The sequence below is a fragment of the Nocardioides guangzhouensis genome, from assembly GCF_004519545.1.
In the GTDB taxonomy this organism is placed as follows: Bacteria; Actinomycetota; Actinomycetes; order Propionibacteriales; family Nocardioidaceae; genus Nocardioides; species Nocardioides guangzhouensis.
In genome coordinates, this window is sequence record NZ_SDKM01000014.1 from 1 (window position 1) to 14,453 (window position 14,453).

The window sequence follows — 14,453 nt, forward strand, 5'->3', positions numbered from 1 at the left end:
CGCGGACCATCGAGTGGCCGAACCGGAACGCCGCGACGGAGAACTCCACGGGCATGGTCGGGACGCTGAGCGGGCTGGCGCCGACCTCGAACGCCTTGCGCCCGTTCGTGAAGACGTCGTCGACGATGCCCTTGTCGCAGATCCGCGGCAGGTAGTCGGTCCTGAGCATCCACTGGTAGTGGAGCACGACCCGGCGCCTGGCCTTCTCGAACCTCGCCGCCGGTGGGGTGTTCGGGTGCAGCCTGTCGAGGACCCGGTTGTGGAACCGGATGAACGCGAGGTGGGTCTGGGCCACCGCGAGGTTCTCGTCGTTGCGGTGGTCGGGGATCAGCGCCTTGCGCTTCTGTGCCGCCGTGCCCGTGCCCTTGCGGGGGAGGTCGAACCCGTCCATCGCCGGGTCGCCGGCGGCCACGGTCCTGCCCGTCTTCAGGTGCTGGCCGTCTGGGTCGTAGAACGCCTCGGACACCGGGTCGAGCGGCCCGGCGCCGTACAGCGAGTCGAGGTCGAGCGCCGGGGACCTGCCCTGGACCAGGTGGGCGGGGAAGACCAGGTCGCCGAAGGTCACCTTGGTGGCGTCGAAGGTGAGGTCGTGGTCGACGAACTGGCCGAGGTAGGTGTAACCGGCCGGGATCCCTCCCGCCGTCGGCGGGGCACTGGTCATCGCGAGCGCGACCTTGCGGCGCATGCCCACGCTGGTCTTCACGCCCTTGGGGCCCAGCCGGGAGAAGCGGAAGTCCGGCACCGCGTCTGCGGCCGCCGCCGTGCGGGGCGCGGTGAGTCCCGCGGCCGGGGTGGTGGGCGGTGCGGGCGCAGGTCCCAGGTCGGACGCTTCGGCGCCGACCACCCCCTCGCCCTCGATGAAGAAGGTCTCGCGGCCATGGCGCGGCTCCGGTGCGTCTGTCATCTGCTCCCTCGCTCCGTGTGGTGGGCTCCCGCCGAACCGGGAGCCCTGCGGACGAGGAGTTCGTACCTCCGGGCCAGATACGCCTGACTCAGCCCAGGGTGAACTCCACCTTCCGGCTGACCGGGTCGGCGGTGGCGAGGACCACCTCGACCTCCTCCCCGAGCGGCAGCGGGTGGCTGCCGGTGACCGCGGCCTCGACGGCAGGGTCCTGCACGGTCACCTCACCGCGCTTCGTGTCCTTCTCCTCGACCTCCACGACCACACCGGTGAACCGGTCACCGACCCGGCTGCGCAGGACGGCGGCCTCGACCAGGTCGAGGACGGCGTTCTCGTACTGGTTGGCGCGGCGCCCCGACTCCCGCATCACCTCGGGCAGCGCCTCCAGCCGGTCCAGCACCCAGTCGGGGACCGCCTCCCCCGCGCTGAGCGCCACGCAGATCTCGCCGGCGTACCGGTCGACGAGGCGGCGCAGCGGCGCGGTGCAGTGGGCGTACTCGGCAGCCAGTGCTGCGTGCCGCGGCTGGGCCGGCAGGTCGCCGTGGAACCCGACGTACCCGGAGCCGCGGAGCAGCCGCGTGCAGGCGACCACCATCGCCGCGTGGCTCGGCTGGCGCGGGTCCAGCGAGCGGATGAGCTCGGGGTAGTCCATGTCGTCGGGCCACTCGACGTGGAGGGCGCGGGCGGTCCGCCGGAGCCGGCGTACGTCGCGGGGGTCGGCGGGCGGGAGGGTGCGGAGCAGGCCGGTGCGCCCCCGCATCATCAGCTCGGCCGCGGCCATGCCGGTGAGCAGCGAGATCTGGGCGTTCCACGTCTCGACCGGGTGCATCGACCGGAACTCCAGCGTCCAGCGGTCGCCGTCGACGTCGACCTCCTGCTCGGGCAGCGGCAACGAGACGCCGCCGCGGTCGGCCTCGCGCTGGAGGCGGAGCTCGCCGACCTCGCGCAGCAGCCCGGACATCTCCTTCAACGGGCCGTCGGCGGTGCCGTCGTCGATCTGGCGCTGCACCTCGTCGTACGACAGCTGGCGGCGGGAGCGGACCCGGGCCCGCTCGACGGTCACGTCGGTGCCCTCGCCGGTGGCGTCGAGGGTGATCGTCCAGAGCAGTGCCGGCCGCTCCTGGTCGGGCAGCAGGCTGCCAGCGTCCTCGGAGATCGCCGTCGGGTGCAGCGGGACCTTGGAGTCGGCGCCGTACAGCGTCTCGCCGCGGCGGTTGGCCTCCGCGTCCACCGGGTCGCCCGGGGTGATGAAGGCGGCGAGGTCGGCGATCGCGTAGTGCACGACGTACCCCTCGCCCGCGCGTTCGAGGTGCAGCGCCTGGTCGAGGTCGCGCGCGCCGTCCGGGTCGATGGTGACGAACGGGATGTCGGTGCGGTCGAGGTCCGGCAGCCGCGGCGATGCCGTCGCCTTCGCCGCCGCCTCCTCCACCTCGGGCGGGAAGTCCGGGGACACCGTCAGCTCGGCCTGGATGGCGGCGATCCCCTCCCGCAGCTCGTGCGCCGCGACGCCGTCGTCCGTGGAGCGGACCCGGACAACCCTGCTCGCCATGCCCGCCACCCTAGCCGCCCCCACCCCCGCCGAGGTGCCCGGAATTGCGCGCCGAGGTGCCCCGTGTTGCGCAACCTCGCGTTGCCTTCCTGCCCGCGGGAGACGACTCGGGGCACCTCGACCCTCAAGAAGGGGCACCTCGGCCATCAAGAGAGGGCACGTCGTCGCCTACCCTCGTGGCGTGCTGATCCTGCTGCCGCCCAGCGAGGGCAAGACCGCGGCCCGCCGGGGCGCCCCGGTCGCCCTCGACGCCCTGTCCTCCGCCGCGCTCACCGAGGCCCGCTCCCGGGTGCTCGACGCGCTGGTCGGGCTCTGCTCGTCGGACGAGGAGCGGGCCGCGGAGGTCCTGGGGCTGGGGCCGACCCAGCTGGAGCTGGTACGCCGGAACGCCGGGCTGCGCACCGCTCCCACCGCCCGGGCGGACCGGGTCTACACCGGCGTGCTGTACGACGCCCTCGGCTTCGACACCCTCACCACCGCCGCCAAGCGCCGTTCGGCGACCCGGGTCGCGGTGACTTCCGCGCTGTTCGGCCTGCTCTCCCCGGGTGACCGGGTCCCGGCGTACCGTCTCTCCGGCGACGCCACCCTCCCCGGTCTCGGCACGGTTGCCGGCCACTGGCGCGAGCACCTCGACCCCGCCGTCCGCGAGGCGGTCGGCTCCGGGCTGCTGGTCGACCTCCGCTCCGGCACGTACGCCGCGTTCTGGCGGCCCGCTCCCGACCTCGCGAGGCGGGTGTCGACGGTCCGGGTGCTGCACGAGCACGAGGGCACCCGCAAGGTGGTCAGCCACTTCAACAAGGCCACCAAGGGACGGATCGTGCGCGCGATCCTCGAGGACGGCGGCAACCCGCGGACCCCGGCGGCGTTCGCCGACCTGCTGCGCGACCTCGGCTGGAAGGTCGAGGAGGGTGACCCGACCGCGCAGGGCACCCGCCTGGACGTCGTCGCCGCGGAGCTGTAGGCGTGACCCGGATCCACGCCGACGCGGCCGGGCACGAGGACGCGGACCCCGGCATCTCGGACCTCGGCCGCCGTCAGGTCGGGGCGCTGGCCCAGCGGCTGGCCGGTCGCCCCGTCACCGAGGTGTGGCACGGCCCGCGTCGCCGTGCAGCGGAGACCGCCGCGCTGATCGCCGACCTCCTCGACGCGGCCCTCGTCCCCTCGGCCCTGCTCGACGACCGGACCGCGGTGCCGTCCGAGGGATGGAGGGACGACTACCCCCGGCACGGCTGGCCGTGGCTGGACGCCGTGCCGCCCGCCGAACGCGACGAGGACGGTCGCGCCATGACCGAGGCTTGGCACGAGCTCCTCGACGCGACCGCCGGCAGGGAGGTCGTGCTCGTGACGCATGCGTTCGTCCTGTCCTGGTTCGTCACCCGCGTCCTCGACGCCGGCCCCGCGAGCTGGCTGCGGATGCCGGTGGCCAACGCAGCCCTGACGACGATCGGCCTCGACCTCCACGGCGACCTGACCCTCGAGGCGTTCAACCTGGCCTAGAACCGGGGCGGCGGCAGCACCTCGTCGCCGGGACGCGCGTTGTAGAGCCGCATCGACGTCATCGGCGTGCCGTCGGGGCCGTCGCCGTAGAACGACAGCACGGTCACCGACGCGGGCGTGAGCTCCATTCTGTAGAGGGACTCCAGTGGTGCCCGCAGCACGTGCGCGACCAGGGTCTTGATCGGCGTGACGTGGCTGACCACCACGACGGTCTTGCCCTCGTGCTCCTTGAGCACCCGCTCGAGCGCGGTGAGCACCCGCTCCTCGACCTGCCGGAAGGACTCGCCACCACCGGGGGCGACGTCCATCGAGCCCATCCACGCCTCGAGCTCGTCGGGGTGCTTCTCGGCGACCTCGGCGAAGGTCATCCCGTCCCAGCGGCCGAACTCCATCTCCGCGAAGCCGGGCTCCTCGCCGACGGGCAGCCCGAGGGTGGCGCCGACGATCTCCGCGGACTCGCGGGTACGGCGGACGGGCGAGGTGATCACCGCGTCCACCGACGGCGCCAGCGGGGCGAGCCAGGTGGCGGTCGCCCGCACCTGGTCGCGGCCGTCCTCGCTGAGGCCGGGGTTGGCGCTGGCCAGCCCGCCGGAGAAGCGCTTCTCGACGGTGTGCGGGGTGACGCCGTGCCGGACGAGGATCAGCGTGGTCGGCGGACCCGACGGCGGCGACCAGCCGCGGTCCGGCCCGTGCCCGAGCCCCTTCTCGGTGGCCGTGTCGTGCCCGGCCCCTTCTCCGGCGCCGAGCTCGTGCCGCGCGACCTCCTCCTCGACCTCGACCAGGTAGTCGTCGGACTCCCCGACCACGGTCACCCCGGAACGCTTGCCGTCGAGCGCCTCGTTGGCCAGCCGGTCGGCGTGCTTGTTCTGCTCCCGCGGCACCCAGGTGTACGTCGTGCCGAACGGCGCGAGGCGGTTCGCCTCCATCGCCAGCGGCCGCATGTCGGGGTGCTTGATCTTCCACCGCCCCGACATCTGCTCGACCACGAGCTTGGAGTCCATCCGGACCTCGATGTCGGCGTCGGGGGTGAGCTCCTCGGCCAGCCGGAGCCCGGCGATCAGGCCGGAGTACTCCGCGACGTTGTTGGTGGCCACCCCGATCGTGGTGCCGTCCTCGGCGATCACCGCGCCGGTGCGGGCGTCCTTCAGCACCGCGCCGTACGACGCGGGGCCGGGGTTGCCGCGGGAGCCGCCGTCCGCCTCGATGATGACCGATGTGACGCCGGTGCGCGCGCCGCTCACAGTCCCGACTCGGCGGTCCGGACGAGGATGCGCGAGCACTCCTCGCAGCGCACGACCTCGTCGACCGGCGCCTTCGCGATGACGGCCAGGTCGGACGGGTTGAGGGTGAGCCGGCAGCCGCCGCACTGGCGGGCCCGGAGGGCCGCCGCAGCCACGCCCTGCTTGCTGGCCCGGAGCTTGTCGTAGAGGCCCATCAGGTCCTCGGGCAGCCCCTGCACGGCGGTGGCCCGCTCGGCCTGCACGCTGCCGAGGCTCTCGTTGATCTCGGTGGCCCGCTCGTCACGCGTCCTGGTGGTCGCCGCGAGCAGCTCGTCGGTGCGGCCGAGCTCCTCGGTCGTCGCAGCCAGCGCGCCCTCGGCCTCCTCGAGGCGCTCCATGACGTCGATCTCGACATCCTCGAGGTCGCCGATGCGGCGCTCGAGCGTGGCCAGCTCGTGGGTCATCCGCTCGAGGTCCTTGGGGTTGGTCACCAGTCCCTGGTCCATGCGCGTGCGGTCGCGCTCGCGGCGCGCCTTGACCTGCTCGACGTCGGCGTCGGCCTTCTTCTGCTCCCGTATGAGGTCGTCGACGAGGATCCGGGCGTCCCGCTCCCGGTCGACGAGCGTGCCGCGCGTCGCCTGCAGCGCGGAGATCTGCTCGTGCTCGGGCAGCGAGGCGAGCTGGTGCCTCAGCTGGTCGATCCGGGAGTCGAGCTCCTGGACGTCGAGCAGCTTGAGTTGGGCGAACGGGTCGGCTTTCAGCGTCGGCTCCTCGGGTGCACGGCGGGAGGGGTCCCCTCAGATCCGGAAGGTCCAGGGGTCGGTGGCGATGGTGCTCACGCGCGACTCCACCGTAGCGCCCAGCGCATCGGCGAGCCGCGCCTGCACCACCGGGAGCCACGTCCACTCCGCGGCCCAGTGCGCGACGTCGACCAAGGCCGGCCCGCCGCGCTCGGCGAACTCGGCCGCCGGGTGGTGGCGCAGGTCGCTGGTGACGTAGACGTCGACGTCCGAGCCGGCCATCCGGTCGAGCAGGAAGTCGCCGGCACCCCCGCACACCGCCACGCGTCGAACGGCGCGGGATGGCGCCCCGGCCACCCGCACACCGTGTGCGGTGGCCGGGAGCGCGGTGGCGACCGTGGCCGCGAACTCCTCGAGCGTGGTCCCGGGCACGGTGCCGACCCGGCCGGTGCCGGTGCCGCCGTCACCGGGGTCGGCCATCTCGTGCACCTGGAAGGCCGGCTCCTCGTAGGGGTGGGCTGCGCGCAGCGCCCGGACCACGTCGGCCCGGAGCCGGCGCGGCAGCACGGTCTCGATGCGGTGCTCGCCGACCACCTCGACGGTGCCGACCGTGCCGATCGCGGGGTCGGCTCCCTCGAGCGGGCGGAACCGGCCGTGCCCCTCGCTGGTGAACGTGCAGTGGTCGTAGTGGCCGACGGCTCCTGCCCCTGCCTCGGAGATCGCGGCCCGCACCGGGGCGGCGGCGTCGGCCGGGACGTAGACGACGAGCTTGTCGGTCGGCTCGCCGGGCAGCGGCAGGATCGGGGCGAGGTCGTCGAGCCCGAGCGCCCGGGCGAACGCCTCGGAGACACCGCCCTCGGCCTGGTCGGCGTTCGTGTGCGCGGTGAGCAGCGCACAGCCGGCCTTCGCCAGCGTGGTCAGGGTCCGGCCCTTCGGGGTGGTGGCGGCGAACCCGTGCACCGGCTTCAGGAACAGCGGGTGGTGGACCACCAGCAGGTCGGCTCCCCAGTCCGCCGCCTCCTCGGCGACCTCCTGGGTCGGGTCGACCGCGAGCAGCACCTTGGCGACCGGCGCCGCGGGGTCGCCGTACACGAGGCCCACCGCGTCCCAGTCCTCGGCGGTCGCGGGTGGGTACCACCCGTGGATCAGGTCGACGACGTCCTGGAGCGCGGGCATGCGGAGAGGTTATGCGATGAGAGGTCTCTCATCGACCTCTCACCCCGGCCCCACCATGGGGCAGGATCGTGCCTGACATGCGCAGGTGGTGGACGGTCCTGGTCGGGGCGGCGGTGGCCCTCCCGATGCTGGCGTACGTCGCGGGCACGCTCGCCGCGACCGGCGACGAGCCCGGGCAGCGGGCGCCCGTGGTGATCGAGGACGCGACCCGGCAGGGCTCCCCCACGCCGGGGCCGGGCAGCACGCCGACGCCCACGCGGTCCCCGGCCGGCGACGACGACCACGACGAGGCTGACGACGACCTCGACGACGACGGACCGGAGGTCATCACCCCCAGCCCCGACGACCTGGACGACCACGACGACGACGAGGGCCGCGACGATGACGACGACCACAGCGGGCCCGGGCACGGCGAGCGCGAGGACGACGGGCACGACGGGCACGACGACGACTGACCGGGACCGGGGGCACAAGGCCTCCACGCAGGACGCCCGGCCGCACCGGCCGGGCGTCTCCGTGCGCGTCCGGATCACCGCCACGGTGGCGCTGCTGGTGGCGCTCGCGCTGACCCTGGCCGGGGTCATCATCTACGCGATCGAGTCGGCCCGGGTGGAGTCGGCGGCCGCCGAGCAGGCCGACCAGGAGATCGCGGAGTTCCTCCAGCTCCAGCAGCGGGGCACCGACCCGCAGACCGGGCAGCCCTTCGCCAGCACCCAACGCCTGCTGCGGGTCTTCCTCGAGCGCAACGTGCCCAGCGACGACGAGCTGTTCATCGGCTGGCTGGGCAGCCGGCCGCGCTTCCAGTCGACGTCGCGGCACGACGTCTCCACCGACCTCGACCTGCTCAACCTGGTCCGCGAGAACCTCGCCGACGGCCGGTCGATGCGCACCGACAGCGAGGCCGGCGAGCTGCTGGTGACCATGCAGCCGGTGACCGGGGACACCGACGGCGGCCTGGTGGTGGTGACGTTCCTCGACGACGCCCGCTCGGAGCTGACCAGCCTGGTCCGCACCTACGCGATCGTCTCCCTGCTGTCGCTGGGCGCGATCACGGCGGTCGCGTTCTGGCAGTCGGGCCGGCTGCTGGCGCCGCTGCGCCGGCTCAACGACGCGGCCCGCGACATCACCGCCACCGACCTGTCCCGCCGGCTGCCCGAGACCGGCAACGACGACATCACCGCGCTCACCCGCACCTTCAACCAGATGCTCGACCGGCTGGAGTCCGCGTTCGCGGGGCAGCGCCAGTTCCTCGACGACGCGGGCCACGAGCTGCGCACGCCGCTGACCGTGCTGGCCGGGCACCTCGAGCTGCTCGACGCCTCCGACCCCACCGAGGTGGCGAGCACCCGGGCCCTGCTCGCCGACGAGGTGGACCGGATGTCGCGGCTGGTCGGCGACCTGATCCTGCTGGCCCAGGCCGGGCGCCCCGGATTCATCACCCGGCAGCCGGTCGACCTCGACGAGCTCACCACCTCGGTGCTGGCCAAGGCCCGGGCGCTCGGTGACCGGGACTGGCGCTCCGACGGCGTCGGCGTGGGCAGCCTGAGCGCCGACCACCAGCGGCTCACCCAGGCGCTGCTCCAGCTCGCCGAGAACGCCGTGAAGCACACCGTGCCGGGCGACGTGGTCGCGGTCGGGTCGGCGTACGACGAAGGGTCGGCGCGGCTCTGGGTGCGCGACTCCGGGCCGGGCGTGGCGCCCGAGGACCGGGCGGTGGTCTTCGAGCGGTTCGGCCGCGGTGCCACCATGCCCGACGACGACGGGTTCGGGCTCGGCCTCTCTATCGTCCGGGCGATCGCGGAGGCGCACGGCGGCACCGTGGCCGTCACCGACGCGGAGGGCGGGGGCGCCCGCTTCGAGATCACGCTGCCGACCGGGCTGCCGAGCGGGAAGGGCGAGACGTGGCCCGCATCCTGATCGTCGAGGACGAGGAGCGGATCGCCGCGTTCGTCGCGAAGGGGCTCAGGGCGGAGGGCCACGTCGTGACGGCGGTGGGCGACGGCCGGGTCGGGCTGGACGAGGCCCTGAGCGGAGTCCACGACCTCGTGATCCTCGACATCGGGCTGCCCTCGCTCGACGGCTTCGACCTGCTCGACCGGCTCCGCTCCCAGGGCTCCCGGGTGCCGGTGATCGTGCTGACCGCGCGCGACTCGGTGTCCGACACGGTCACCGCCCTCGACGGTGGCGCGGACGACTACGTGCCCAAGCCGTTCCGGTTCGCCGAGCTGCTTGCCCGGGTCCGGCTACGGCTGCGCCAGGCGGGCGAGGGCGCCGCCACGGCCGAGACCGTGCTGGAGGCCGGCGGTTTCCGGCTCGACCTGCGCACCCGCCGGGTGCGGGTCGACGGCCGTGAGGTGGACCTGTCGGCGCGGGAGTTCACGCTGCTGGAGATCTTCATGCGCCACCCGGGGCAGGTGCTGTCCCGGGAGCAGCTCCTCGACCACGTGTGGGGCTTCGACTTCGACCCCGGGTCCAACGTGGTCGACGTCTACGTCGGCTACCTCCGCCGCAAGCTCGGCTCCGACGCCGTGGCCACGGTGCGGGGCATGGGGTACCGCTTCAGCGCCTGACCCGGAACCCGGCCAGGTGGCCGACGGGCTGCCGCTCGAGGACCGGCTGCAGCGCCTCCGCGATCTCGCGCGGGCGCGGACGGTCCCGAGGCAGCGGCGCCAGCGCGGCGTGCACGACCTTCGCGACCTCCTCGGGCACCCGGTCCGGCAGTGCGTACGGCGCCCCGCCGTCGAGCACGGCCACCTGCGGGAAGCGGTCCACGAGCGCGCTTGCGTCCGGGTCGCCGTCGTCGAACGGCCGGTGGCCGGCCACCGCCTCGAACAGGGTGGCGCCCAGCCCCCACACGTCGCTGGCCGGTCCGGGGGCGCCGGTGGCGGGCGGGTCGCACTGCTCGGGAGCCAGGTAGGCGTCGGTGCCGACCGGGTGCCGCAGCCCGGCCGCCTCCTCCACGGTGCGGGCCACCGACAGGTCGATGAGCCGGGCGGGGGCGCCCATGATCACGTTGCTGGGCTTGAGGTCGAGGTGCACGTGGCCGACGTGCGCGAGGTAGTGCAGCGCCGAGGCGAGGTCGACCGCCAGCGGGAGGTACTGCTGCTCCTGCAGCGGGCCGTAGCGCCGGAGCAGCGTCGAGAGCCGGGGCCCGTCGACGTGTTCCAGCACGACGTGGGGGCGCGGGCCATTCACGTCGTGCCGGAGCGAGCGGACGACCACGGGGTGGTTGACCTCGGCCAGTGCCCGGACCTCGCGGCGCAGGCCGCGGAGGCTGGAGGCGTCGTGCACCTGCCCGGGGCGGAGCACCTTGACCACCACGGGGGCGTAGGTGATCTCGTCGAAGGCGAGCCAGGCCTCGTACGCCGCTCCCCCGCCGAGCAGCCGCACCGCGGTCAGCCCGGGGGCGATCTGCCCGTCCTCGCCGAAGTCCCACGTCTCCATGTCCGGTTCCCTCCCGGTCCCGTGCCGTCGTACGGCGGTCAGCGGCGGGTGTCGTTCCGCGAGCGGTCGTTGGTGCGGTCGGCGGACCAGTCGCGCTTCACGTTGCCGTTCCCGTCGCGGGTCCAGTCGCGGGTCTTGTCGCTCCGACTCAGGTCCCGGTCGCGGCTGACGGCGGCGAACCGGCTGTTGGTGTGGTCGCGGGTCGAGCGGCTGACGCCCGTGTGGCGGCTCCGGGTGCTGGTCCCCGTGTCGTCGTTGGTGTCGTCGTTGGTGTCGTCGTCATCGTCGTCGGCGACGAGCACGAGGTCGGGGGTGTCGTCGTCGCGCTTCGACACCTGGTCGTTCGGCCGGTCGTCGGCCTGGCTGGTGCCGGCGGTCTGCAGGGAGAGCAGGCCGACGGCAACCAGTCCGACCAGGGCCAGCAGGGCTGTGGTGACGGTCTTCCTCATGACGGTGTCCTCTCTGGACTCTCGTGGTGCGGTCGAGGACGACCCTGCCGAGCGGCCGTGAGTGGTCCATGAGGGCCGCATGAGACGCCTCTCACCGGGACCGGCGCCGTGGGACGATCCGGGGCCAGCACCGGTCCGACGACGAGGAGGCACGCATGGGGTCCGTGGTCGCACAACGCCACCATCGTCGCGGTGGTACTGGTGGGGCTCGGCGCGCTGCTGGTCGTCGAAGGCGTGGCCGGGCTCTGACCCGCGGGGTCTGGACCGTTGTGACCCGCCGGTAGCAATTGCCCGCCCGGACACCTGCGTCCGGCTAGCATCACGCCGCACCGCGCGCGGCGGTGCGCGGAGACCGGCCGCGGACGCGGGCCGTGGAGGGAGTCGAGCGTGCCCCACCTGCCCGACGTCGTGACCTGGTCGATCCCGGGCTTCCTGCTGCTGATCGTGGTCGAGGTGGTCTCGTTCCGCTTCCACGGCGACGACGACGAGCTCGGCTACGACTCCCGGGACACCGCCACCAGCCTGACCATGGGACTGGGCAGCATCGCCTTCGACATCCTCTGGAAGATCCCGGCGCTGGCGGTCTACGTCCTCGTCTACGAGCTGACGCCGCTGCGCGTCGAGCTGACCTGGTGGACGCTGCCGCTGCTGCTGGTCGCGCAGGACTTCTTCTACTACTGGTCGCACCGCAGCCACCACGTGATCCGCATCCTCTGGGCCTCGCACGTCGTGCACCACTCGAGCCAGCGGTTCAACCTGTCGACGGCGCTGCGGCAGACCTGGACCGGCTTCACGTCGTTCGTGTTCTACATCCCGATGGTGGCGGCCGGGGTCCACCCCGGCGTGCTGGCGTTCTGCCAGTCGGTGAACCTCGTCTACCAGTTCTGGATCCACACCGAGCGGATCGACCGGCTCCCCCGCCCGGTCGAGGCGGTCTTCAACACCCGTCCCACCACCGGGTCCACCACGCCTCGCAGGGCAGCTACCTCGACCGCGACTTCGCCGGGATGCTGATCGTCTGGGACCGGATGTTCGGCACCTTCGAGCCCGAGGGCGAGCGTTGCGCGTACGGCCTGACCACCAACATCGACACCTACAACCCGGTGCGGGTCGCGTTCCACGAGTACGCCTCGATCGGGCAGGACCTGCGGGCCGCCGACGGCTGGCGGGAGCGGCTCGGGCTGCTGGTGCACAAGCCCGGCTGGACGCCGGCGACCGCGGACGTCGTGGACGGTGCCGCGCTGGACGGTGCGCGATGACCGCCCGCGTGCTCCTCGCGGCGTACGCCGTCGCGTCGGTGCTCAACATCGCCGGCCAGCTCGTCGACGGCACCGCGCTCGACACCGCGACCAAGCCGCTGCTGATGCCCCTGCTGCTCGGGGTCCTGCTCGCCTCGGCCCGCCTCGGGACCCGGCTGCTCCGGGCCACGGCCGCGGCCCTGGTGTTCTCGTGGCTGGGCGACCTGTTCCTCATGCCCGGCGGCGACACCTGGTTCCTGCTCGGGCTGGCCGCCTTCCTCGGCGCACAGGTCTGCTACTGCATCGGCTTCGCGACCCGGTTCTCCGACAGCCCGCTGCGCCGGCGTCGCGCCCTGGTCGCGCCGTATGTCGCGTGGTGGCTGCTGCTGCTGGTCGTGCTCGGGCCCGACCTCGGCGGGATGGTCGTCCCCGTCGCGGTCTACGGCGCGGTGCTGTGCACCATGGCCGCGCTGGCCACCGGCGTGCACCGCTGGACCACCATCGGGGCGCTGCTGTTCGTGGCCTCCGACTCGGTGCTTGCCGCCACCTCGCTGTCCGACCGGCTCAGCGTGCCCGCGGACGGCGCCGTGGTGATGACGACGTACACGCTCGGGCAGGCGTTGATCGTGCTCGGCGTGCTCGCCGCCTCGGGGGCCGGGCTCGGTGCCGGACGGGCCGGCGTCAGTTCACCTGGCGCTCGTACCCCGCCCAGTACGGCTGGCGCAGCTTGAACTTCTGCAGCTTGCCGGTCGCGGTCCGGGCCAGCTCGTCGCGGAACTCGATGCTGGTCGGTGCCTTGTAGCCGGCCGCCCGCTGCTTGCACCAGGCGATCAGCTCCTCCTCGGTGGCCTGCTGGTCCTCGGCCAGCACCACCAGCGCCTTGATCGTCTCGCCCCACTTCTCGCTGGGCACCCCGATCACGGCGACCTCGGCGACCGCCGGGTGACTGAACAGCACGTCCTCGACCTCGATCGAGCTGACGTTCTCGCCGCCCGTGATGATCACGTCCTTCTTGCGGTCGCTGATCGTGAGGTAGCCGTCGTCGCCGATGGTCCCGCCGTCCCCGGTGTGGAACCAGCCACCGTCGAGCGCCTTGGCGGACTCCTCGGGCTGCTGCCAGTAGCCCTCGAGCACCACGTTGGAGCGGGCCAGCACCTCGCCCTCGGGATCGACCTTGAGGGTGACGCCCAGCGCAGGGGTGCCGGCGCGAACCAGCCTCGACGCCCGCTCCTCGACGCTCAGGTCGTCCCACTCGGCCCGGCTGCGGTTGATCGTGAGCAGCGGGGAGGTCTCGGTCAGGCCGTAGATCTGGATGAACTCCCACCCGAGCTCCGACTCCACCCGGGCCACGGTCTTCGTGGGCGGCGGGGCGCCGGCGACGATGATCCGCACCCGGTCCCGGCCGGGGATCTCGCCCTCCCAGGTCTGGGCGGCCTCGAGCACGGCGGCGACCACGGCCGGCGCCGCGCACATCACGGTGACTCCGTGCTCCTGGACCCGGCGCAGGATCTCGGCTCCGTCGATCTTGCGGATCACGACCTGCTTGACGCCGAGGCCGGTCATCGCGAACGGCATGCCCCAACCGTTGGCGTGGAACATCGGCAGCGTGTGCAGGTAGACGTCGCGGTCGGTGACCCCGGCGTGCATCGCGAAGGTCACGGCGTTCGTCCAGATGTTGCGGTGGGTGATCTGCACACCCTTGGGCCGGGCGGTGGTGCCGGAGGTGTAGTTGATGCAGGCGGTCGTGGTCTCGTCCGGATCCCACGGCTTCGGCGTCGCGCCGTCGGGGGCGTACAGGTGCTCGTCGTCGCCGAGCGTGAACCGGTGCTCGGCGGTGACGGACGCGAGCGACTCGTCGATCTCGGGGTCCACCAGCAGCACCCGGGCGCCGGAGTGCTCGACGATGTAGCGGACCTCGTCGGGGCGCAGCCGGAAGTTCACCGGCACCAGCACCCGTCCGGAGCCGGCCACTCCGAAGAAGGAGTTGAAGAGCCGGGCGCTGTTGTGCGAGACGACCGCGACCCGGTCCCCGAAGCCGATCCCGAGGTCGTCGAGGAGCGCCGCCTGGCGACGGGCCCGGTCCGCGACCTCCCGGTAGGTCAGCGCGCCGAGGGACTCGGCGGGCTGGGCAGGCTCGTCGACGATGCCGGGGCGGTCGCCGTACACGGCCTCCGCACGGTTGATGAAGTCCGAGGCGCTGAACGGGACGTGCATGAGTGGTCTCCCTCACATCGACGGT

At 73.1% G+C, this 14,453-nt stretch carries 16 protein-coding genes; 8 read left to right on the forward strand and 8 right to left on the reverse strand.

Annotated features, from left to right (window positions below; translation table 11 throughout):
• Both EKO23_RS10850 and EKO23_RS10855 read right to left on the reverse strand, forming a co-directional pair.
• Positions 1-904, reverse strand: a 904-nt coding sequence (locus EKO23_RS10850; protein ID WP_217702571.1) for a peroxidase family protein, incomplete at its 3' end; no start/stop codon positions are given.
• Between the two features lie 88 nt (positions 905-992).
• A complete protein-coding gene (locus EKO23_RS10855; protein WP_134717114.1) occupies positions 993-2,450 on the reverse strand; it encodes an RNB domain-containing ribonuclease in 1,458 nt (485 codons plus the stop codon).
• A gap of 181 nt (positions 2,451-2,631) precedes the next feature.
• On the opposite strand from EKO23_RS10855, the gene yaaA reads away from it, so the two are divergent.
• Complete coding sequence (gene yaaA / locus EKO23_RS10860; RefSeq protein ID WP_134717116.1) at positions 2,632-3,411, forward strand: peroxide stress protein YaaA; 780 nt, start codon at positions 2,632-2,634, stop codon at positions 3,409-3,411.
• Positions 3,412-3,413: 2 nt separating this feature from the next.
• Positions 3,414-3,947 carry a histidine phosphatase family protein gene (locus EKO23_RS10865; RefSeq protein WP_134717118.1) on the forward strand — a complete coding sequence of 178 codons (534 nt, stop codon included), beginning with the start codon at positions 3,414-3,416 and terminating at the stop codon, positions 3,945-3,947.
• Here EKO23_RS10865 and EKO23_RS10870 read toward each other — a convergent pair.
• The 3 genes from EKO23_RS10870 to EKO23_RS10880 are packed head-to-tail and all read right to left on the reverse strand — an operon-like array spanning position 3,944 to position 7,083.
• Positions 3,944-5,188 (reverse strand): bifunctional RNase H/acid phosphatase, encoded by a 1,245-nt coding sequence (locus EKO23_RS10870; RefSeq protein ID WP_134717120.1) that lies wholly within the window; start codon positions 5,186-5,188, stop codon positions 3,944-3,946. The genes EKO23_RS10865 and EKO23_RS10870 overlap by 4 nt on opposite strands.
• Entirely contained in the window at positions 5,185-5,928 is a 744-nt protein-coding gene (locus EKO23_RS10875) for a zinc ribbon domain-containing protein (RefSeq protein ID WP_134717122.1), read from the reverse strand. The genes EKO23_RS10870 and EKO23_RS10875 overlap by 4 nt, the downstream gene beginning before the upstream one ends.
• A 36-nt stretch (positions 5,929-5,964) precedes the next feature.
• A complete protein-coding gene (locus EKO23_RS10880; protein WP_134717124.1) occupies positions 5,965-7,083 on the reverse strand; it encodes a Nif3-like dinuclear metal center hexameric protein in 1,119 nt (372 codons plus the stop codon).
• Positions 7,084-7,160: 77 nt separating this feature from the next.
• Between EKO23_RS10880 and EKO23_RS10885 the strand changes: the two genes are divergently transcribed.
• The 3 genes from EKO23_RS10885 (at position 7,161) to EKO23_RS10895 (ending at position 9,653) form a co-directional block, all read left to right on the forward strand.
• Entirely contained in the window at positions 7,161-7,538 is a 378-nt protein-coding gene (locus EKO23_RS10885; protein WP_134717126.1) for a hypothetical protein, read from the forward strand.
• Between the two features lie 61 nt (positions 7,539-7,599).
• Positions 7,600-9,000: a sensor histidine kinase gene (locus EKO23_RS10890; RefSeq protein ID WP_246051022.1), complete on the forward strand. Its 1,401-nt coding sequence runs from the start codon at positions 7,600-7,602 to the stop codon at positions 8,998-9,000.
• A complete protein-coding gene (locus tag EKO23_RS10895; protein ID WP_134717130.1) occupies positions 8,985-9,653 on the forward strand; it encodes a response regulator transcription factor in 669 nt (222 codons plus the stop codon). Before EKO23_RS10890 ends, EKO23_RS10895 begins: the two co-directional genes overlap by 16 nt.
• On the opposite strand, the gene EKO23_RS10900 is transcribed toward EKO23_RS10895, so the two are convergent.
• Complete coding sequence (locus EKO23_RS10900; protein WP_134717132.1) at positions 9,643-10,527, reverse strand: serine/threonine-protein kinase; 885 nt, start codon at positions 10,525-10,527, stop codon at positions 9,643-9,645. The genes EKO23_RS10895 and EKO23_RS10900 overlap by 11 nt on opposite strands.
• A 38-nt stretch (positions 10,528-10,565) precedes the next feature.
• Positions 10,566-10,976 (reverse strand): hypothetical protein, encoded by a 411-nt coding sequence (locus EKO23_RS10905; RefSeq protein ID WP_134717134.1) that lies wholly within the window; start codon positions 10,974-10,976, stop codon positions 10,566-10,568.
• Between the two features lie 387 nt (positions 10,977-11,363).
• On the opposite strand from EKO23_RS10905, the gene EKO23_RS10910 reads away from it, so the two are divergent.
• From EKO23_RS10910 to EKO23_RS10915, 3 genes are read left to right on the forward strand one after another with little or no spacing between them, the layout of a single operon-like run.
• Positions 11,364-11,990 carry a sterol desaturase family protein gene (locus EKO23_RS10910; protein WP_217702572.1) on the forward strand — a complete coding sequence of 209 codons (627 nt, stop codon included), beginning with the start codon at positions 11,364-11,366 and terminating at the stop codon, positions 11,988-11,990.
• Positions 11,984-12,235 (forward strand): hypothetical protein, encoded by a 252-nt coding sequence (locus EKO23_RS25820; protein ID WP_217702573.1) that lies wholly within the window; start codon positions 11,984-11,986, stop codon positions 12,233-12,235. Before EKO23_RS10910 ends, EKO23_RS25820 begins: the two co-directional genes overlap by 7 nt.
• On the forward strand, positions 12,232-12,945 hold the full coding sequence (locus EKO23_RS10915) for a lysoplasmalogenase (protein WP_134717136.1): 714 nt from the start codon (positions 12,232-12,234) through the stop codon (positions 12,943-12,945). The genes EKO23_RS25820 and EKO23_RS10915 overlap by 4 nt, the downstream gene beginning before the upstream one ends.
• Here the strand turns inward: EKO23_RS10915 and EKO23_RS10920 are convergent.
• A complete protein-coding gene (locus tag EKO23_RS10920; RefSeq protein WP_134717138.1) occupies positions 12,896-14,428 on the reverse strand; it encodes an AMP-binding protein in 1,533 nt (510 codons plus the stop codon). The genes EKO23_RS10915 and EKO23_RS10920 overlap by 50 nt on opposite strands.
• Positions 14,429-14,453: the final 25 nt, after the last annotated feature.

Coding starts and splice junctions, on each gene's coding strand:
- EKO23_RS10855 (WP_134717114.1), bottom strand. CDS start 2,450: ATGGCGAGCAGGGTTGTCCGGGTCCGCTCCACGGACGACGGCGTCGCG.
- EKO23_RS10880 (WP_134717124.1), bottom strand. CDS start 7,083: ATGCCCGCGCTCCAGGACGTCGTCGACCTGATCCACGGGTGGTACCCA.
- EKO23_RS10885 (WP_134717126.1), top strand. CDS start 7,161: ATGCGCAGGTGGTGGACGGTCCTGGTCGGGGCGGCGGTGGCCCTCCCG.
- EKO23_RS10900 (WP_134717132.1), bottom strand. CDS start 10,527: ATGGAGACGTGGGACTTCGGCGAGGACGGGCAGATCGCCCCCGGGCTG.
- EKO23_RS10905 (WP_134717134.1), bottom strand. CDS start 10,976: ATGAGGAAGACCGTCACCACAGCCCTGCTGGCCCTGGTCGGACTGGTT.
- EKO23_RS25820 (WP_217702573.1), top strand. CDS start 11,984: ATGCTGATCGTCTGGGACCGGATGTTCGGCACCTTCGAGCCCGAGGGC.
- EKO23_RS10915 (WP_134717136.1), top strand. CDS start 12,232: ATGACCGCCCGCGTGCTCCTCGCGGCGTACGCCGTCGCGTCGGTGCTC.
- EKO23_RS10920 (WP_134717138.1), bottom strand. CDS start 14,428: ATGCACGTCCCGTTCAGCGCCTCGGACTTCATCAACCGTGCGGAGGCC.